General features: G+C 45.3%; 20 protein-coding genes. 18 read left to right on the top strand and 2 right to left on the bottom strand.

Annotated elements, in window-relative coordinates; genetic code table 11:
- Positions 1–4: 4 nt before the first annotated feature.
- From nrfE to ATB78_RS18760, 12 genes are all read left to right on the top strand, one after another.
- On the top strand, positions 5–1912 hold the full coding sequence (nrfE, locus tag ATB78_RS18820; protein WP_061009850.1) for a heme lyase NrfEFG subunit NrfE: 1908 nt from the start codon (positions 5–7) through the stop codon (positions 1910–1912).
- Positions 1890–2423, top strand: coding sequence for a DsbE family thiol:disulfide interchange protein (locus ATB78_RS18815; protein WP_061009848.1), 534 nt, complete (start codon positions 1890–1892; stop codon positions 2421–2423). Before nrfE ends, ATB78_RS18815 begins: the two co-directional genes overlap by 23 nt.
- On the top strand, positions 2410–2820 hold the full coding sequence (nrfF, locus tag ATB78_RS18810) for a heme lyase NrfEFG subunit NrfF (protein WP_061009846.1): 411 nt from the start codon (positions 2410–2412) through the stop codon (positions 2818–2820). The genes ATB78_RS18815 and nrfF overlap by 14 nt, the downstream gene beginning before the upstream one ends.
- A gap of 146 nt (positions 2821–2966) precedes the next feature.
- Positions 2967–3143, top strand: coding sequence for a hypothetical protein (locus ATB78_RS18805; RefSeq protein WP_009706892.1), 177 nt, complete (start codon positions 2967–2969; stop codon positions 3141–3143).
- Positions 3144–3372: 229 nt separating this feature from the next.
- Positions 3373–4020, top strand: a complete 648-nt coding sequence (gene ribA, locus ATB78_RS18795; protein ID WP_171371056.1) for a GTP cyclohydrolase II — start codon at positions 3373–3375, stop codon at positions 4018–4020.
- Between the two features lie 175 nt (positions 4021–4195).
- Positions 4196–5458, top strand: a complete 1263-nt coding sequence (locus ATB78_RS18790; RefSeq protein ID WP_020196502.1) for an imelysin family protein — start codon at positions 4196–4198, stop codon at positions 5456–5458.
- A gap of 92 nt (positions 5459–5550) precedes the next feature.
- The gene (locus ATB78_RS18785) at positions 5551–6933 is read left to right on the top strand and encodes a di-heme oxidoredictase family protein (RefSeq protein WP_061009844.1); all 1383 of its coding nucleotides are present in this window, start codon (positions 5551–5553) and stop codon (positions 6931–6933) included.
- 10 nt (positions 6934–6943) lie between these two features.
- Positions 6944–7981 (top strand): imelysin family protein, encoded by a 1038-nt coding sequence (locus tag ATB78_RS18780; RefSeq protein ID WP_061009842.1) that lies wholly within the window; start codon positions 6944–6946, stop codon positions 7979–7981.
- Positions 7962–9044: a DUF1513 domain-containing protein gene (locus tag ATB78_RS18775; protein ID WP_061009839.1), complete on the top strand. Its 1083-nt coding sequence runs from the start codon at positions 7962–7964 to the stop codon at positions 9042–9044. Before ATB78_RS18780 ends, ATB78_RS18775 begins: the two co-directional genes overlap by 20 nt.
- A gap of 104 nt (positions 9045–9148) precedes the next feature.
- The gene (locus ATB78_RS18770) at positions 9149–10741 is read left to right on the top strand and encodes a L,D-transpeptidase family protein (protein ID WP_061009837.1); all 1593 of its coding nucleotides are present in this window, start codon (positions 9149–9151) and stop codon (positions 10739–10741) included.
- A gap of 170 nt (positions 10742–10911) precedes the next feature.
- Positions 10912–11460: a DUF882 domain-containing protein gene (locus ATB78_RS18765; RefSeq protein WP_038895173.1), complete on the top strand. Its 549-nt coding sequence runs from the start codon at positions 10912–10914 to the stop codon at positions 11458–11460.
- Between the two features lie 130 nt (positions 11461–11590).
- Positions 11591–12247, top strand: a complete 657-nt coding sequence (locus ATB78_RS18760; protein ID WP_005430620.1) for an MBL fold metallo-hydrolase — start codon at positions 11591–11593, stop codon at positions 12245–12247.
- Between the two features lie 12 nt (positions 12248–12259).
- Here the strand turns inward: ATB78_RS18760 and ATB78_RS18755 are convergent, their stop codons facing one another.
- Positions 12260–12928 (bottom strand): DUF2982 domain-containing protein, encoded by a 669-nt coding sequence (locus ATB78_RS18755; RefSeq protein ID WP_061009836.1) that lies wholly within the window; start codon positions 12926–12928, stop codon positions 12260–12262.
- 271 nt (positions 12929–13199) lie between these two features.
- Here ATB78_RS18755 and ATB78_RS18750 point away from each other — a divergent pair, with 271 nt between their 5' ends.
- The 6 genes from ATB78_RS18750 (at position 13200) to ATB78_RS18725 (ending at position 19146) form a co-directional block, all read left to right on the top strand.
- Positions 13200–13562, top strand: a complete 363-nt coding sequence (locus ATB78_RS18750; protein ID WP_005438876.1) for a hypothetical protein — start codon at positions 13200–13202, stop codon at positions 13560–13562.
- Positions 13563–13978: 416 nt separating this feature from the next.
- A complete protein-coding gene (locus ATB78_RS18745) occupies positions 13979–15073 on the top strand; it encodes a TRAP transporter substrate-binding protein (protein WP_061009834.1) in 1095 nt (364 codons plus the stop codon).
- A gap of 131 nt (positions 15074–15204) precedes the next feature.
- A complete protein-coding gene (locus ATB78_RS18740; RefSeq protein WP_009706883.1) occupies positions 15205–15744 on the top strand; it encodes a TRAP transporter small permease subunit in 540 nt (179 codons plus the stop codon).
- A 12-nt stretch (positions 15745–15756) separates the two neighbouring features.
- Positions 15757–17043, top strand: coding sequence for a TRAP transporter large permease subunit (locus ATB78_RS18735; protein WP_005438870.1), 1287 nt, complete (start codon positions 15757–15759; stop codon positions 17041–17043).
- 116 nt (positions 17044–17159) lie between these two features.
- Complete coding sequence (locus tag ATB78_RS18730) at positions 17160–18515, top strand: cache domain-containing protein (RefSeq protein WP_045480922.1); 1356 nt, start codon at positions 17160–17162, stop codon at positions 18513–18515.
- Positions 18508–19146, top strand: a complete 639-nt coding sequence (locus tag ATB78_RS18725; RefSeq protein WP_009706881.1) for a response regulator transcription factor — start codon at positions 18508–18510, stop codon at positions 19144–19146. The genes ATB78_RS18730 and ATB78_RS18725 overlap by 8 nt, the downstream gene beginning before the upstream one ends.
- Positions 19147–19198: 52 nt before the next feature.
- Here the strand turns inward: ATB78_RS18725 and cosR are convergent, their stop codons facing one another.
- Positions 19199–19675 carry a MarR family transcriptional regulator CosR gene (gene cosR / locus ATB78_RS18720; protein ID WP_005438864.1) on the bottom strand — a complete coding sequence of 159 codons (477 nt, stop codon included), beginning with the start codon at positions 19673–19675 and terminating at the stop codon, positions 19199–19201.
- Positions 19676–19764: the final 89 nt, after the last annotated feature.

The raw sequence follows: 19764 nt of genomic DNA, 5'->3' as shown, positions 1-19764 counted from the left end.
AAAAATGGAGGCTGAGCTAGGGTTCTTCTTACTGATATTGGTGGCTGTAACATCGACTTGTGCATCGCTTCTGCATTGGATACGTCGTGCTATAGGTAAGAAGGCAACATTGCTGCATCAAGTCGCGATGTCCCACATCATTAGCTTAGCTTCCATCATTTGCTTAGCACTTCTGATCGTCTGCTTCGTGCAAGACAACTTTGCGTTGGAATATGTTGTTACGCATTCCAACAGTCAACTTCCTGTGACGTTCAAAATTGCTGCCGCTTGGGGTGGGCACCAAGGCTCGATGTTGTTTTGGGTCGTCACCTTGAGTTTATGGGCGTCGTTTATTGCATTTAAGTCACCGCTCAACGCCAAATATACTTGTGACTGTCTAGGAATCATGAACGTTCTGATTGGGACGTTTGCATGGTTCACGTTAATGACCTCTAACCCGTTCGAATATGCCCAAGTATTGGCGTCGGAAGGGCGAGATCTAAATCCAATGTTGCAAGATGTTGGGCTTATCATCCATCCACCATTGCTTTATCTCGGTTATGTCGGTTACGCAGCAATATTAGCTTTTGCATTAGCGGCGCTATTGGGTAAACAACCGATGAGCGATTGGTATGTGGTCGCTCGAAGCGCAGCGTTTTTTGCATGGGGAACGCTCACGATGGGTATCTTGGTGGGATCATGGTGGGCGTACAATGAACTAGGGTGGGGCGGCTGGTGGTTTTGGGACCCTGTGGAGAACGCTTCTCTACTCCCTTGGCTTACTGGTACTGCTTTGTTGCACAGCGGTGTTGTCGCAACACGTAACAGAGGCGCAATTTGGAGCTCCTATGCACTGGCGTTTGCTACGTTCAGCCTAAGCATTTTAGGGACATTCGTGGTGCGCTCTGGCGTGCTGACTTCAGTGCATGCTTTTGCGGTGGACCCAACTAAAGGTTTGGTGCTGCTTGGCGTATTGAGCTTGCTTGTCATCATCACTTTTGGCGTATTGATTTTGCGAGGAGAACAACTCCCTCGCTTCAAACTTCAATCTCTAACGAGCCGAGCTTACGCTGCTTATATCGCCAAAGGGCTGTTGGTTATTGCGACTGCCATCGTTTTTCTTGGCACTTTTTATCCGATGGTTTATCAACTGCTCGGCTTAGGGAACATTTCAGTTGGCGCACCTTACTTTAATAGTCTGATCTTCCCATTAAGCATACTGGCTCTGATTGCCTTAGCTTTGATGCCGGTGCTGAAATGGACAAAAGGCACAGTGCCGAGTTTAAGCGCTGATATCGCGCTCAGTATCGCGTTATCTCTAGTCTCTGGGATCGGGTTTATGTTCTCAGTGAATGCACTGCATTTCGAAGTATTGTTAACCATAACGTTGGCTACTTGGGTGATTGTGGCGCATCTCGTTATGCTGTTTCGCTGTTCCAATAAGCGTAAACTCATGCCAATTGTGATGGCACATATCGGTTTTGCACTGGCGGTGAGTGGGGCTGTATTCAACAGTCACTACTCTTATGAATACAATTTACGTGTCGAACCCGGCAGTTCTCAACAAAGGGCGGGGATCACTATCGATTATCATGGTATCGAATGGCTGGTGGGGCCGAACTATACCGCGGAACAAGGACAGATCACCTTGCATTTGGAAGATGACCGCATGCTCAATTTCAACCCGCAGAAGCGCCATTACCCTGTACGAGTAATGAATATGACCGAGCCCGCGATTCGTTCACTATGGCATGGCGATTATTACGTGACATTGGGTGACAAAGTCGATACTCATGCTTATGCGATTAAAGTTCAGTACCGCGCAGGTATTTGGTGGATATGGTCTGGTGGGTTATTAGCAGTGTTTGGTGCGCTATTAACCGGCCTAAAGAAAAGGAGAGAGGCTATCAATGCGGTCGAGAAATACGCTTAAACTCGCTGGTCTCGTTATGGCTGTTGCCGTGTTTGCAGTAGTTACCGCGGTGGCTTTGTCTGAGCGACCACATGTCGAATTGTCCCCACAACGAAATTTAGAGACACCTAATTTTCGGTCCACTTCTCTGATCTCTGATGACATGGTTTCTGAGCAATTGTTCAAAAGCGACGGATATAAATTATTGAATGTTTGGGCATCTTGGTGCGGGGTATGCAAGCGAGAGCACGAAGAGTTATTGCAGTTAGCAGAACTCGGTGTGCCTATTATTGGGCTGAATTATAGAGATCAAAAACAAGCTGCTCGTGAATATTTGAGCTCTAAACGAAACCCATATATTGAAGTAATTAGTGACCCTAATGGAAAGCTCGCTGTGGAGCTAGGTGTTATAGGAACGCCAGAAACTTACTTGATTGATCAAAATGGTCGTGTATTGATCAAATATCGTGGAGAGTTAACGGCAGATAAATGGAACGATATATTTTCAGGATATTTGAATGTTTCGATTTAATAGTCTTCTCCTCACATTAATCCTGTTTACACTATTTTCTCCTTTCACGAGAAGTGCGGATTTAGAACAGAATGTTGATCTGTTTGAGTTTCATTCTGTTGAAGTGCAACAGCGCGCAACTGCATTAGCCAAGACATTACGCTGTCCGCAATGCCAAAACCAAAACCTTGTAGAGTCCAATGCACAAGCGGCTAAAGACCTTAGATTGAAGGTGTACACTATGGCTAATCAAGGCAGTTCAAATCAAGAAATAAAAGACTACCTAGTCGCTCGTTATGGGAATATTGTTCTGTATCAACCTCCATTTAATTATACCACCGCGTTACTGTGGATCTTTCCTGCTCTATTTTTGATCCTTTTTGTCTTATATTCGATCCGAATGGTAAAGCGCAATTAATGTGACCGTTATTCCACTATTAAAAATAAATTGTGCACATAACAAGCAGAATGTTATCATTTTCTCGAATTTATGAAGGCTCCAGTGAATAGCAGACCATAAAAATTGAGCTGGAGGAGTAATAAAAGAATGGATAGGTGTACGCAGTGGATTCAGTTATATCGCAATTAAAAAAGGACTTTTATTCGCAGATTCGTGCATTGCAGTCACCGAAGCTGCCACAAGTCACTTCTACACTCGCCGTTTTAACCGACGAAGAGATTCAAGAACTTGAAGCGGTTTGGATTGAGCTCGCCGTATGGAAGCGCAGCCAAACGCACTAAAATCAATTCTTCAACTAACGCTTTCGAAACCCCAGGCAAATTTGTCTGGGGTTTTTTTATTGTAGTTAATCATAAATGTTATATTATAACATTTGTAAAGTCGGCTAGCGGGAAGTGTCCGAACAGGATTTCCTAGCTTGTCATGAATAAGAATAGGGTTCTTTGTGATCTCAACATTGAAAAATGCGGTATCAATCCCCATAGTTGAAGAGCAAATGAGAGCAATCCCATGAATGCGATAACGAAAATGCATCAAGCAATAAATCGAGTGAGTGTAGATATGGCGGAAGTACGTGCCAGAGTAGATTTTAAAGTCGGGGCTAAAAGTAACATTGATGCCGAAATCCTGTCTTTCCATGGTCTGAAGACAGATAAAGAGCATGTTGCGATTATCTTCAAACAAGCAGACCAAACTCAGGACATGCCATTAGTTCGCATGCATTCTGAGTGTTTGACTGGCGATGTGTTCCACTCTTCACGCTGTGACTGTGGTGAGCAACTAGAAGAGACCATTAATCGTATGGGCGAATCAGGTGGCATCATCCTTTACCTTCGCCAAGAAGGGCGCGGTATTGGTCTATACAACAAGATTGATGCTTACCGCTTGCAAAGCCAAGGCATGAACACCTACGAAGCGAATAATCATTTGGGTTTCGATGATGACCTGCGTGACTTCACAGAAGCAGCACAAATGCTAGAAGCATTGGGTGTTAGCAAGATTCGTTTGGTAACGAATAATCCTAAGAAGATCCGTGAGTTATCGGAATACGGAATCGAAATTTCAGAAGTTGTCAACACTTCTGCGCACATCAAAGATGGCAATGAAAATTACCTGAAGGCAAAAGTTTCTCACGGGAAACACAACCTAAAGGTTTAATTGTAAAGATAAAATTGACAATAAAGCATGTGAAAAGCCTCATTATTATGAGGCTTTTTTTGTATCTGGAGTTGCAAATAAATTGTAAATTTGTATTATCTCGGGACTAAAGTGCAAATAAGAATAATTAGCACTACCAATACGATAATTAAAATGCTCAACAAGGATGCTTCAGATGAATGCAAAAAAAGTTTTAGTCCAATCTATTGCTGCATCACTCCTCATTGCCAGTGGTTCTACCGTTGCTGCTACAGTAACTAAACAACAAGTTGTCGAACATTACGCGGATGTTGCCCATGCTGTGTTTGCTGATTCAGTAACAACAGCGAAAGCGCTGGATGTAAAAATCGACGAATTCCTAAAATCACCATCAGCGAAAAAGCTTGAAGAAGTAAAACAAGCTTGGCTTGATTCTCGCGTTCCTTACCAACAGTCTGAAGTTTTCCGTTTTGGTAACGCGATTGTTGACGATTGGGAAGGTCAGTTAAACGCGTGGCCACTTGATGAAGGGCTGATCGACTACGTAGCGGCTGATTACCAATACGAATTGGGTAACGAAGGCGCGGCTGCAAACATCATCGCAAACACTAGCTTACAGATTGGTGCTTCTAAACTGGACGTTTCAAAAATCACACCAGAATTGCTAGCAGATCTAAACGAAGTAGGCGGTTCTGAGGCAAACGTTGCATCAGGTTACCACGCGATTGAATTCTTGCTTTGGGGCCAAGACCTAAACGGCACTAACGCGGGTGCAGGTCAACGTGCTTACACTGACTTCGTCGTTGGTTCTGAGTGTACGAATGGTCATTGTGATCGTCGTGGTGAGTACCTAAAAGCGGCCGCTGATCTACTGGTTCAAGACCTAGAGTGGATGGAAAAGCAGTGGTCTGCAGAAGTGAAAGGCAACTACCGTGAAGAGCTACTAAACGAATCTGCTGACAATGGTCTTCGTAAGATGCTATTCGGCATGGGTTCTCTTTCTCTAGGTGAGCTAGCGGGTGAGCGCATGAAGGTAGCACTAGAAGCGAACTCAACTGAAGACGAGCACGATTGTTTCTCAGACAACACGCACAACTCTCACTACTACAATGAGCAAGGCATCTACAACGTTTACACAGGTACATACAAAGGTGTAAACGGCAAAGAGCTATCTGGTCCAAGTATCGCTGACCTTGTTGCTCAAAAAGACAAGAAAGCAGCGACCGAAATTCAAAAGCAGTTTGATACAACACGTAGCCAAGTTGGTGAGCTAGTGACTTCTGCAGAGAAGAACAACCAGCACTTTGACCAACTGATTGCAGCGGGTAACGCACAAGGCAACGCGCTAGTAAACGACACCATCATGTCTTTGGTAGCCCAAACCGGTGCGATTGAGCGAGCGGCAAACATTGTCGGCATCGACAGCCTAAGCCCTGATACTGCTGACCACGAGTTTTAATAAGAAAACCATAATAAATAAGGGCTCTTTGTGAGCCCTTTTGCCGTTTGAGCTCGTTGTTATCACCCTTGTTGTATATGTAGAGCAATGATATGAAGCCATACCTAATTTCTGCGCTAGCCGCGATCCTTTCTTCTTCTGCCATGGCTTACGATGTTAAGTCTGGTGGCAAAACCAGTGTTAAAAAAGACGGCGCGAATGCCTATTCTCTTCCTGCTGCCAACCTGCCGATGAGTAAACGCCTCGATTTTAGTGTGGGTAACAGCTTTTTTCGCAACCCTTGGGTACAAGCGCCAGCGTCAACGGACGCTCGTGATGGTCTAGGCCCGCTTTTTAACACCAATGGTTGTCAGAACTGCCACATCAAAGACGGTCGTGGCCATCCGCCAGAAAAAGATGATTTACACGCCGTGTCTATGTTAGTGCGCTTAAGCATTCCTGCCATGACGCCGGAACAAAAGAAAGCTTACATCAAAGATGGTGGCATACCTGAACCGACTTATGGTGGCCAGCTTCAAGATTTCGCCCTGCAAGATCAAACGCCAGAAGGCAAAATCGAAATCACTTACACCGATGTGCCAGTGAAATTTAAAGACGGTACGACGGTGACACTAAGAAAACCTCATTTGAACATTACCGATCTAGGTTACGGCGATATGCACCCAGATACCGAGTTTTCAGCACGTGTGGCACCGCCAATGATCGGTCTTGGTTTGTTGGAGAGTATTCCCGACGACACGTTACTAGCTTGGGCTGATGAACAAGATGCCAACAAAGATGGTATCTCAGGCAAAGTAAATAAGGTGTGGGATATTGAGAAGGACGATTTCTCGATTGGTCGCTTTGGTTGGAAAGCCGGACAACCGACGCTAATGCAGCAAAATGCGGCGGCATTCAATGGTGATGTGGGTCTGACGAGCCATTTATTCCCGAACGAAAACTGCACCTCGAAACAAAGCATTTGTGACGACATGCCAAATGGCGGCAAACCAGAAGTGAGTGAAAATATTCTCGACTTCGTTGAGTTTTACAGCCAGCACTTAGCAGTACCTATTCGCCGTAATGTCAATGACCCTAACGTGAAGCTTGGTCAGCAAATCTTTGCTGCGTCTGGCTGTGAAAGCTGTCACAAGACCAGTGTTAAAACGGCGAAACGACCAGAGTTACCAGCGCTTTCTGAGCAGCTTATCCATCCATACACAGACATGCTTTTGCATGACATGGGTGAAGGCTTAGCCGATAACCGTCCGGAATACTTAGCAAACGGCCGTGAATGGCGAACGGCACCTCTATGGGGTATTGGTTATACCGAAGAAGTAAACGGACACACTTACTTTCTACATGATGGGCGCGCTCGTAACCTGATGGAAGCGGTGTTGTGGCACGGCGGTGAAGCTGAAACGGCGAAACAAAACGTCTTAGCACTGAACAAAAAAGAACGTGACGCATTGATTACGTTTCTGAATTCTCTATAAGGAAGCAACCATGAAAAAAACACTATTAGTGAGTGCGATTGCCGCAACGTTAAGTTTGGTTGGTTGCCAATCGACCGTCGGTTCGAGCTCTGCCAAGCCTGAGAGTACAAGCCATATTTCTCAAAGCGTGTACGAGGTCGAGTTTCAATCAGCGCAGACGTTTTTAGCGCAAACCACAGAACTTGAACAACGCTTCGCGGATTACTGTGCATCAGAGTCGAAAGATGATGCACAAGTAAAGCAGCAATGGCATCAAACTATGCTTGCGTGGATGGCATTACAAGGTCAAGAACGTGGCCCTGCTACGGCGTTGGAGCAAAGCTGGAATGTTCAGTTTTGGCCAGATAAAAAGAACACCACTGGTCGTAAAATGTCTGTACTAACGAAATCTGATCAAGCTTGGAGTGCAGAAGATATTTCCACCCAAAGTGTCACCGTGCAAGGTTTAGGGGCACTGGAATGGCTGCTTTACGATAAAGCGTCGACCTTATCTAGTAACAGCAATACCTGTGCGACAGGCGTTTCTATTGCAGAAAACCTTGATAATAAAGCGCAGATCATCGCGGATTCTTGGGCAGAGAACCCTTGGAAATCGCTGGAGATGACGGAATGGGAATCTGAGTACATTTCACTGCTTTCGAATCAGCTTGAATACAGCATGAAGAAGTTGAGCCGACCGCTAGCGAAGATTGGTAAGCCTCGCCCGTATTTCTCAGAATCGTGGCGTTCAGAAACCTCACTTTCGAACCTAAAAGCCAACCTTCAAGGGATGGAAGCGTTGTACTTTGCTAACGGAAATGGTCTAGATGCGCTACTTAGAGAGCAAGGCCATGCAGATCTCGCAGACCGTGTTGTTCATCAGTTCGAAATGGCGTTAGAAACTTGGCCAGAAGATAAGAGCTTGTTTGCTGCACTACAAACAAAAGAAGGCTATCGTATGGTGCTCGCTCAATATAATAAGCTAGAGCAATTGAAGTACCTGATTCACGAAGAGGTGGCGATCGAGCTTGGCGTGGTTATAGGATTTAATGCACCCGATGGTGACTGATCAAACCCGCCGAAACTTACTGAAAGCCGCTCTATTTGGGGCGGCTACACCTATGATGCCATTTGGTTGTGCTTCAACAATCTCACGTGAGCCTGCGTTGATCGGCTGCTCTATCATTGGCCGAGATAAATACGCCGCGGTGGTGGCAGATGAGCATGGTATACCGCTATCTTCATTGCCGATTCCTGAGCGTGGTCACGGTGTGGCAACAAACCTACAAGGCCACGCCGTAGTCTTTGGTCGTCGACCAGGTACTTTCTTCATGGTGTTTGATTATCGCTCAGAGCAGATGATCAAACTGCAGTTGGCAAAACCAAATCGCCATTTCTATGGGCATGGCGTTTACTCCCATGATGGCACGTTGCTATTTGCCACAGAAGGGGAGAGGGGGACAAGTCGTGGGATCATTGGTGTTTATGATGTGCAGAAGCAATATCAAAAAATCGATGAGTTAACAGGCTTTGGCCTTGGCCCTCATGAAGTGATCATGATGCCTGATGGCGCATTGGCGATTGGCGTCGGTGGCGTACACACTAATGGCCGTGAACCTCTCAATCTTGATAGCATGAGACCGAGCCTGAGTTACCTTTCACAGGAAGGGGAGCTACTGGATCAAGTGTCTTTACCGGATCATAAGTTGAGTATTCGCCACTTAGCCCATGATGGTGCGGAAACCGTGCTTTGTGGTCAGCAATATCGTGGTGAGCCGGACGAGTATCCAGCCTTGATTGCCATGCACACGCGTGGTGGTGAAATGCAAGATCTTCAAGCTGAACCTGAAGAGTGGGCGCGTTTCAATCACTACGTTGCGAGTATTGCAGCAACCGATGAATGGATCTTAGCCACTTCGCCTCCGGGCAGTTGTTATGGTATATGGTCTAAATCTACTGGCAAATTGGTAGAGCTAAGTGCGTTACCAGACGCCTCTGGTGTTGTGATCTACGGTGATGAATTCCGAGTCAGTTCTGGCGCGGGAAAAGTGGTCGAACAAAGGCCTGAAGAGTCAAAAAATACCTTCGCAAGCGGTGTGCAATGGGATAACCATTGGTCGAGAATTATCTAGAAAGATCATTGAGTAAGCACTTATTGAGAATTTTGTTGTCGTTTTCGTCTTCAGATTCTTAATTTTAAAGCTGCAACCCGTGAGATATTTGCCATACTTTTTTTATGGCATGTAACGGAAGGATCGTTTCAGTGATTGCTAGACTCCTAATGATAACGGCACTTTTGGTGCCGTTTTGCAGCTTTTCAACAGTAGTTTCTCTCGATGCTTCTGCACAAACAGAGCAAGAGGGGGCGGTTGATCAGCTGTCTGTAGAAAAAATGATCCATTACCCAGATGTAGTTGATCAACTGTATCAAAGCACTAATTATCGTTTGAACTGGGAAAACGAAAACGATGTAGAACAACTCCTTTTTCAGCTTAAGCTCGTTGCATTAGCAGACGTGACTCAAGAGTTTGACAACCAACTGCGCCGCATAGAACAAGTGCGTGAACAAGGCGACAAGCTTGATTTCGATCTTGTAATGAGTGACTCACTGCTCATGTATCTTTCGTACCTAGAGCAGGTTCCAGCAGAGGGCATCAATTGGTTATTTGCGAACAAAGGTAATGTTAGCTTCCCTGCGCCGAGTATTGAGACGCTCTCGTTACTGAGTAATGAAATCACAGTCGGAAAGTTAGACGAGTTCCTTGCTGAGTTGCGCTCACCTTTGCAAATGGACGAATCGTTCAATACTGCGTATGCATCTTTGTCGACTTACGCTAAGTTTGAGTTCCCTCTTTATCAACAAGATCAACGCTTAGCCCGAGTTGGGGATGAGTTGTTTGACAAAGCCAGTATGATTGCTCGAATGCAGATTGTAGGTGTTGATGTTGGGCATTTGGATACTGAAACCACACTCTATGATGAAAACCTAGAGTTAGCGGTGATGGAGTTCCAACGTATTCATGGCTTGAAACAAGATGGCATCATCGGTCCCAATACGATTCGCTGGATTAACTTCTCACCACAGCAACGTTTGCACTCATTAGCCTTGAACGCAGAGCGTTCTCGTATTTGGGCAAAAGAGCGTGACAACGTGGTATTCGTTAACGTTCCCGGATATGAAGTGACTTATTGGCATGATGGGCAGCCGTTGTTTGAATCTAAAGTCGTTGTAGGGAAAGCATCACGCAAAACGCCAATCATGACAGGTACATTGGACTCAGTGATCTTAAACCCTACTTGGAATGTGCCGTGGAAGATCATGGTGAAAGACATCATTCCAAAGGTGAAACGCAATCCGATGTATCTGATGCAACACAACATCCAGATTATTCGTTCTTGGACATCACGCGAGATCATTGATCCAACAACCATCAACTGGGCTACCGTGAACCCAAGAACTTTCCCATATCGTATGAGACAGTCATCCGGTTCACACAATGCTTTGGGTCTGTATAAATTCAATATGCCGAATCCACAAGCGATCTACTTGCACGACACACCAAGTAAAAACCTGTTTAATCAAGATCGTCGAGCGTTCAGTTCTGGTTGCGTTCGTGTCGAACATGCTGACCAATTGGCGGAGTTACTCTTCAAGACTCAAGGTCTGGAAGAAAGGCTAGCGAAGAAGCGTCAAAATGGTCGTCGCTCTAACACCTCAGTACCGCTTAGTGAACGAATTCAAGTGCATATCATCTATCAAACCGCATGGTTAGAAGAGGGCACCTTGTACTACCGTGATGATATTTATCAATACGATGATCAAGGGTGAGATTCGTTCTCAATTTAAAAAAATTTACAATTCATAAAATCTGTTTTCTGTTCAATAAGTAAACAGAAAAACCAGCCTAAAAACGACAAGCCGGACCGATTTATGCATTTGACGCGTTAAATTGGTTTCGGTAATGTCCGCTGCTCGTACAGTAATTGAGCAGTATTTTCATGGTAAGTCGTAATTTTTCCCGTCGTGATTTTCTTAAAATGACCGCTGGTGGTGTCGTTGTTGCTTCAGCAATGCCAAGTATGTCTTGGGCATCTCTGCCTGATGAACCTCGTGTTCTCGCGATGAATAACCTCAATACTGGTGAGTTGTTGGAGTCGTGCTACTTTAATGGCACAAATTATGTCGACGAAGAGCTGAAGCGTCTTGATCAGTTTTGTCGTGATCATCGCCGTAATGAAGTTCATCCAATGGATCGACGTCTGTTCGATCAAATCAGTCAAATCCAAAAGTTGATTGGTACAGAAGCAGAGGTGATTGTGATCTCTGGCTACCGCTCTCCATTGACTAACGCATCACTGCGTAATGGTTCTTCAGGTGTGGCGAAAAAGAGCATGCACATGGAAGGAAAGGCGATTGATTTCCGTTTAGATGGCGTGAAGCTTTCAACGGTTCGAGATGCGGCATTAAGCCTAAAAGCCGGTGGTGTGGGTTATTATCCACGCAGTAACTTTGTTCATATCGATACGGGTGCTGTTCGTTCTTGGTAGTGCCAAGTTGAGACAGAGTTTCTCGTCTCAGAACGTCGTCTATTCCCCATGGTACAAAGCTTGAAGTCACTAGGGCTTAGTGTCATAGTTGCGGCAGTTTTCATGCAAATTTATTCGGTATAGGTTATCTATGGCTCTGAAATACCAAGTTGTTCCAGTAACATCTTTCTCTCAAAACTGTTCTATCGTCTGGTGTGACGAAACCATGAAAGGCATTGTGGTTGATCCAGGTGGTGATGAAAAGCAACTCGCAATGCTGATCAAAGAACTGGGTGTTGAAGTAGTAAACCTAGTGCTAACACACGGCCACTTGGACCACGTTGGTGGTACAGAGCCACTGTCTGCACTGTTAGGTGGTACTGAGATTGTTGGCCCTCACAAGGCAGATAACTTCTGGTTGCAAGGTTTAGAAGGTCAGAGCCAAATGTTTGGTTTCCCACTGACTGAAGCGTTTGAACCGCATCAATGGCTAAATGAAGGTGACAAGGTCACTTTTGGTAATCAAACCCTAAACGTGATTCACACTCCGGGCCATACACCGGGTCACGTAGTGCTTTACAGCGAAGAAGCACGCTTGGCGTTTGTCGGCGACGTTCTGTTTAACGGTAGCGTTGGTCGCACAGATTTCCCACAAGGTGACTTCAACACGCTGATTAGCTCGATCAAAGAGAAGTTATGGCCGCTCGGCAACGATGTTACTTTCGTACCAGGTCATGGTCCACAGTCGACATTTGGTCACGAGCGCAAAACAAACCCGTTCGTTGCTGACGAAATGCCGCTTTACTAAGGCGTCTTTGAATTAAGCATCTGGCTCGGCGGCCGCTAGGTAACGTCGAGCCAATCCCACAAACTCTTCCGCTTCTCTATCCAAATCACTGGCTGAGATAAACACGTCGTAGCCATAAAATCGTCTTTGATATTTCATTCTATTCGCTAGCATCGCTTGTAGGCCCTCATAGTGCATCCCTTCTTTATTGATGTAAGGAGCGGGGTCTAACACCATGTCTTCAAACTTTGTTTCGCAATTATTTTGTCTTGCTCCCAAATAAAGCAGGGCTCTTTGCCCAAGCAAAATTTCTGTCGCGATACGTGGACAAATGGCGTTGAGGTAAGGGGAGTAATGCTTCAACCGGATCCCTATCCAAGGAAGCGGTTGGTGCCAGCCTTCTTGTTCGTATGTGCAAATGCCGATGGAGTCAATATCTTTCCAGCGTACCACCCAACCGCCTTTAAAGAGGTGTTGTTGAAAGTGGGAGGCGGTAAGGGTGAAGGAGACTTGGCTCTTTTTTATCATGAGGATGGCAAAGCCAACGATGATGGCCATCAGTACGACCGACAACATCGCTTGTTTCCATCCCGGCGCAATCAAAACCAGAAACATGGTGATGGTGACGACCATAAACATGATCAGTTTGTTGATGGGGGAGTCGGATTTGAAATGTGAGTTACTTAGATGCAGCGTTTCCATGCTTTCAACCTCAATGAACAATGGCGTTGAGACACATGTTTCTCGATATTCACTTAATTGCCTATCACGAACAAAGAACCTCTGTTTTTATACCCAGTATTCAATAAATCCGTTCACAATTTATCTGATTAAATAGTAGACGTTCTATGCAGTGAGCGCATTTTTCATCGCGTTTCGCCGCTAAAACCTACAAATCGCTGATGAATTTTGGTATAAAACGCGCTTCAAATTTTCATCCCTGCTGAGATGCAGTGAACTGGAGAAATATTCAATGAGACTTGCTCATAAGCGTAAAGTGCAGATGAAACTGCAAAAACGCATTAAAGCGACAGTAGCAAACGTAGCTGCGGCACCAAAAGCGGCAAAACCTGTTGCTGAGAAAGCAGTAGCTGAGAAGAAAGTAGCTGCAGCGAAAACTGTTGAGGTTGCACTAACTCCTAAGCAACAACAAGTTCTAGATATCGTTGTAGCAAATGCTGAAGGTATCAACCCTAAAGGTATTGGTCTAGCTGCAGGTCAAGAAGACACTAAAGCGGCATCATGGGCTACTGGCGCACTGAAGAAGCTTCTTGAAGAAAACCTAGTTCAAAAAGAGCAGTTAGCAGGTAACAAAGTTATCTATAAAGCAGTTTAATTACCGCTGTAATTCTGTTTCTTAATTGAATACCTCGACTCCAGTCGGGGTATTTTTTTGCCCCAAAAAACGCTTTTCGCTCATTTCTAACTGAGTATTCTAACTATACAATTCCGTCATTTGTCACATTTTATTAAATACTGTGTAAATTCTTTCGCAGTCAACTACGTACGTGCTTTATCAGATTATGATGTGACGGCTTGTCTGTTAACTATATGAATAATAAAAATTCCTGTAATTTGATATTAAAATGACTACGTATAACCACGTAATACTAATGGCTAAGGCTCGCGTTTAAGTGCATTTTTGTTGCGTGTTCATGCCCATTTCTTACTTCCATGTAATGTCCCATCTTCTATAGCGAATCCTTATGTAATGGATGACAACAATAACCTTGGTGACAAAGGACGTGAACGATGAGTCTTATCCAAAAATCTCTGAAACGAGTGCTCAAGGCGACAGCAATTGTCGCGACGATGGCATTCGTAGCAACTTCTGCTCATGCTGCTGATGACAAAGTATACCGCCTCAAACTAGCGGAGACGTGGGGGCCAAACTTCCCTATCTTTGGTGACGCAACAAAGAACATGGCAAAAATGGCGGAAGAAATGTCAAACGGACGCTTACAAATCCGCATTGACTCTGCAAATAAACACAAAGCACCACTTGGTGTGTTTGATATGGTGAAATCCGGTCAATACGACATGGGTCACTCGGCGTCTTACTACTGGAAAGGCAAAGTACCAAACACCCTTTACTTTACCTCTATGCCTTTCGGTATGTTGCCAACAGAACAATACGCATGGTTCTACTACGGTGGTGGTATGGAGTTGATGGAAAAAGTTTACTCCCCGCACAACCTACTATCTTTCCCTGGTGGTAACACGGATACCCAAATGGGTGGGTGGTTCCAGAAAGAAATCAAATCAGTCGATGACCTACAAGGTCTGAAAATGCGTATCCCAGGCTTCGCAGGTGAAATCCTTGCTGAGCTAGGTGCGAAGCCAACCAACATTGCACCGGGCGAACTATACACCTCGCTAGAGCGTCGTACGATTGATGCATTGGAGTGGGTAGGCCCTTCTCTTGATCTGCGTATGGGCTTCCACAAAATTGCGCCTTACTACTACACAGGTTGGCATGAGCCGGGCACTGAGCTGCAGTTCCTAGTGAACAAGCGTACTTGGGAACGTCTACCAGATGATCTGAAAGCGATTCTTCAAGTGGCGATGAAAGCCGCCGCGTACGACATGTACACTCAGTCTAAGCACGAGAGTGGTAAGAACTGGGCATCAATTCAATCAGAATACCCTGATGTTCAAGTAAAAGACTTCCCACCTGAAGTTATTTCAGCGCTACGTGAAGCGAACGAACGTCTACTGAAACAGCACGCAGAAAAAGATGCGCTAGCGAAAGAGATTCAAGAATCTCAAGCAAGCTACATCGAGCAAGTGCGTCCTTGGTCTGATATCTCACACCGAGCTTACCTAAACAGCCAAGCTCAGCAATAACTTCGACATGCTGGCTAGTTCGAGTGATTTAGCCAGCAAAAGAAGCCCAAGAAAAACTTCTCTCAGAGAAGACTATAACAAGTGCTCCGCGAACCAGCGGAGCCAATCCCACACGTTCCATGGAGTTCGGAATGAGAAGCCTTATTTATATTGAGCGAATCTTTAACCGCTTCGGTGATTTTCTGGGGTGGTTATCCAGCATCCTATTTATTTTGTTGTTGGCGAACGTGGTGTACGACGTTGTTATGCGCTACGTGTTTAATGACGTATCCATCGCCTTCCAAGAAATGGAGTGGCATCTATTTTCCGCTGTATTTTTATTGGGCGTGCCATACGCGATTAAATCCGGTGGTCACGTTCGAGTCGACATTTTCTATGAGCGCTTATCGTATAAAGCGCAATCCATCATCGATATCTTAGGCACGTTACTTTTTCTTTTCCCATTCTGCCTATTGGTTGCTTGGTTCGGTATCGATTTTGCCAAAGAGAGCTACGCTCTTGGAGAAACGTCTGGAGACCCTGGTGGCTTACCATATCGATGGATCATAAAAGCCATGATTCCACTCTCATTCTTGTTTATGGCGATCAGTGGTATGGGCTTACTGCTTCATTCCATCAATAAAATTGTTAACCCTCATCTTATCTATGCCGGTAACAACGGTAAGTCGTAAAAGGAAGTCAGCATGATCGGTATAGTGATGTTTTTTGTAGCGCTGTTTGCGTTACTACTCGGTTTCCCTGTTGCCTTTACCTTTGGCGGCATTGCATTAATTTTCGGCGTATGGGCAGAAGGCATCGAGATGTTTGCTTTCATGCCATATCGCATTCAATCCATCATGGAAAACACGGTATTGATGGCAGTACCACTGTTTGTCTTCATGGGGTTGGTTTTACAAAAGACCCGATTGGCGGAGCAGTTGCTTGAGTCGATGGGGCGTTTGTTTGGTGGTATTCGTGGCGGTATCGCTATCTCAACGGTTTTGGTTGGTGCGCTGCTTGCGGCCTCGACGGGCGTGGTTGGTGCATCAGTAGTGGCAATGGGGTTGATCTCTTTGCCAGTGATGCTTAAGTACAACTACGACAAAGGTTTGGCATGCGGCACCATTTGTGCGTCAGGCACGCTTGGACAAATCATTCCACCTTCTATTGTTTTAATTCTTCTTGGTGATGTGTTGGGGGTTCCAGTCGGAGACCTTTTCCAAGCTGCGGTTTGGCCGGGTTTAATGCTGGTTGGTGCGTATGTTATCTATATTTTGATTTACGCCAAGCTCAACCCTGAGGCGGCTCAACCTATCGAACGTGATGAATCCATCAGCCGTAAGGAAGAGGTGATTACCGCGCTTAAAGCCGTTTTGCCACCTTTAGCACTGATCATTGTGGTTTTGGGTTCTATCTTTGCTGGTATTGCCACGCCGACCGAATCAGCGGCGCTAGGCGGTGCTGGTGCGATAGTACTTTCGCTACTTTACAAACAGTTCAGTTGGTCAATGGTGTATGAAGCCTCAAAAGAGACGGTAAAAGTCACAGCGATGGTTTTCGCGATTCTACTCGGTGCAACGGCATTCTCGATGGCATTTACGTACACGGGCGGCGACTACTTGGTAGAAGAGTGGATGCTAGAGCTTCCGGGTGAGAAGTGGGGCTTTTTGATCATTACCATGTTGGTGATTCTTATTCTCGGTTTCTTTATCGACTTTGTAGAAATCTGTTTCATCATCGTGCCGATCATTGCGCCTGTAGCCGAGTTAATGGGCATCAACATGACGTGGTTTGCGATTTTGATTGCCATGAACCTACAAACCTCATTCCTCACACCACCATTTGGGTTTAGCTTGTTCTATTTGAAAGGTGTAGCACCAACGGGTGTGACAACTCGTGATATCTATCGAGGCGTTATGCCATTTATCGCGATTCAAATAGTGGTTCTGGCTTCCCTGTTGTTCTTCCCAGGCTTTTACGGCATGTCATAAAAACCATGATGTCATCGGGGAACGAGGTTTTTGTGACCTGAGAGTTTTTACCTTTTGAGACAAGTTGTTAAGCTGATTAGTTATTAAGCTAATCAGCGTTTCATTGGAGGAAAGGGATGCCTCTCAAAGCCAAATTAATCTTGCTGGCATTGATCCCTGTGGTGTTGGTGTCAGCAAGCATCAGTTGGATTTCCATCTACCAAGCGAAAACGTTGGGTCAACGTGAAGTGGAGATCTTTCACCAAAGTCTGATCCAATCGAAAGAAGTGGCATTGAAAGATACCGTTGATCTGGCTTTCGATGCGATTTCTCACATCTATAACGACTCTACTATCGACGAGCATGTTGCCAAAGAACGTGTAAAAGCCATCCTGAACCGCCTTCGCTATGGCTCAGATGGTTACTTCTTCGCTTACGATAAACACGGTACTAATTTAGTCCATCCGATTCTGCCTGATCTCGTGGGGCAGAACTTACTTCACATTCAAGATGAAAACGGCGATCACCTGATTGAGGCGTTACTTTATCAAGCTCAACTTGGGGGCGGTTTCCATCAATATCTTTGGCAGAAGCCCTCCACAGGTGAAGTCGTGCCTAAATTAAGCTACGCGGCATGGCTTGATAAGTGGGATTGGATGATTGGAACGGGATTGTACATAGAGGACGTGAGCCGTGAAGTTGCCAACATGCGCGCGGCGGTGAATCAGAATATCGAAACGACTTTCTTTACCGTAGTTGTGATTTTGGTCGTGACGGTCGCCGTGATCATTGTTTTAACCCTCGCTATCAACCTCCATGAACATCGCTTAGCGGATAAAAACCTTAAAGAACTGGCGCACAAAACGGTGATGTTCCAAGAGGATGAGAAAAAGCACCTAGCCAGAGAGCTGCATGATGGTATCAATCAATTGCTGGTTTCAAGCAAATGCCATCTTGATTTGATGGGGCATCGTATTGAAGATGAAAAGCTCAAATCCCATCTCGACAAATCTCAGCGTTCGCTGATCACCGCAATTAACGAAGTGCGTCATATTTCCCATCAACTACGCCCGAGCGCCTTGGATGACATCGGCTTAGAGGCGGCGCTTTCTACGTTATTGCAGGACTTTCATTCCCATTCTGGTATGGACATCGACAGTCATTTCGATACTGGGCAGGTTAAGCTGAAATCGGAAGTGGCGACCACGTTATATCGTGTGGCTCAGGAATCGTTGAACAATATTGAAAAACACGCCAAGGCAAAAAAGGTCACTGTTATTTTGCAAAAAATGGGCAATATGCTGCAATTACTGATACGGGACGATGGTATTGGCTTTATGGTCAATCAATCGGTACATCGCCAAGGGATTGGTCTGCGTAACATGCGTGAGCGTGTCGAGTTTATTGGCGGTGAGTTTGAATTGATGAGCGAACCAGGGTTGGGAACGGAAATCACCGTATTGTTAGATTTGGATGGATTAGTTTATGGATAAACCAATTAGTGTGGTGATTGTGGACGATCATCAGGTTGTACTGGATGGGTTTATGGCGCGTCTGGAATTGGAACCTGACATTGATGTGATCGGCACCGCAAGCAATGGGCTTGAGGCCATTGAAGTGTCAAAAGTGCTCAACCCGGATGTCATCTTAATGGATATCAGCATGCCCATTATGAATGGGATAGAGGCGACAGGCGTGATTAAAGAAGAACGCCCGGAAAGTAAAATTCTGATGCTGACTATGCACGATAATCGCGAGTACATCATGAAGGTGATGCAAGCCGGAGCGGTTGGTTATATGTTGAAAGAAATCTCAGCCGACAAGATGGTTCAAGCGATTAAGACCGTGAATCAAGGTTCGACGTATTTTTGTGAATCCGTCACCCAAACACTGTTTACTCAAGATGTTGTACCTGCGGCACAAAAGCCAAATCCACTGAGTCGCCGCGAAGAAGCGGTACTTAAATTAGTCGCACAGGGGAATAGTAGTAAAAAGATTGCTACGCTTTTGGATATCAGTTATCGAACGGTGGAAACGCATCGTCACAACATCAAACACAAGCTGGACTTACATTCGACCGCTGAGTTAGCGAAATATGCGTTTGAAACAGGATTGATAGAGTAAGAGAAGGGCAAACGCGCTCATCACGATGGGAGTCATGAGCGCACAGAGAAGCTTATTCTGGTTTAGTGATGCTGCCTAGTTCAAGCATTGGCGCAACATCGATGTCTTCTGCGTTCATCATGGTAGAGATGCGCTGAACAGAAGATAGCAGCAAGCTTTGTTCCCACTCTTCAAGCTTTTGGAAGCGACTGATGAAGTGCTCTTGCAATGGCGTCGGAGCTTGTTTAAGCGCTTCTTGGCCTTTTTCCGTCAAGACAGCATGAACTTTACGCTTGTCTTCTACGCTGCGGCGTCGTTCGACAAGTTGATTGCGCTCTAAACGGTCAAGGATAGTCGTAGCCGTTGCCTGACTCATGTTGGTATGGCTAGACAATTGCTTGATAGTGACATTATCAAGTTCACTAATAGCACGCATTAGAATCAGCTGAGGAGCCGTCAAACCAGACTCTTTGCTCAACTTCTTTGAATGTAAATCAATAGCGCGGATGATCTGACGAATCGAGACCAAGACTTCTTCGTACTTTTCCAATTTCGTAATCCAGTCATTAAGGGATCATGTAACGAGGCGACACTAACTCAAAAGCGTTGTTATTAAAAGGGCTTAGTTAGGGATCGCGA

It is taken from the genome of Vibrio sp. CUB2 (assembly GCF_001557945.1).
In the GTDB taxonomy this organism is placed as follows: Bacteria; Pseudomonadota; Gammaproteobacteria; order Enterobacterales; family Vibrionaceae; genus Vibrio; species Vibrio owensii.
The sequence above is the reverse complement of the archived record's forward strand: the minus strand, read 5'-3'. Positions and strand labels throughout refer to the sequence as shown.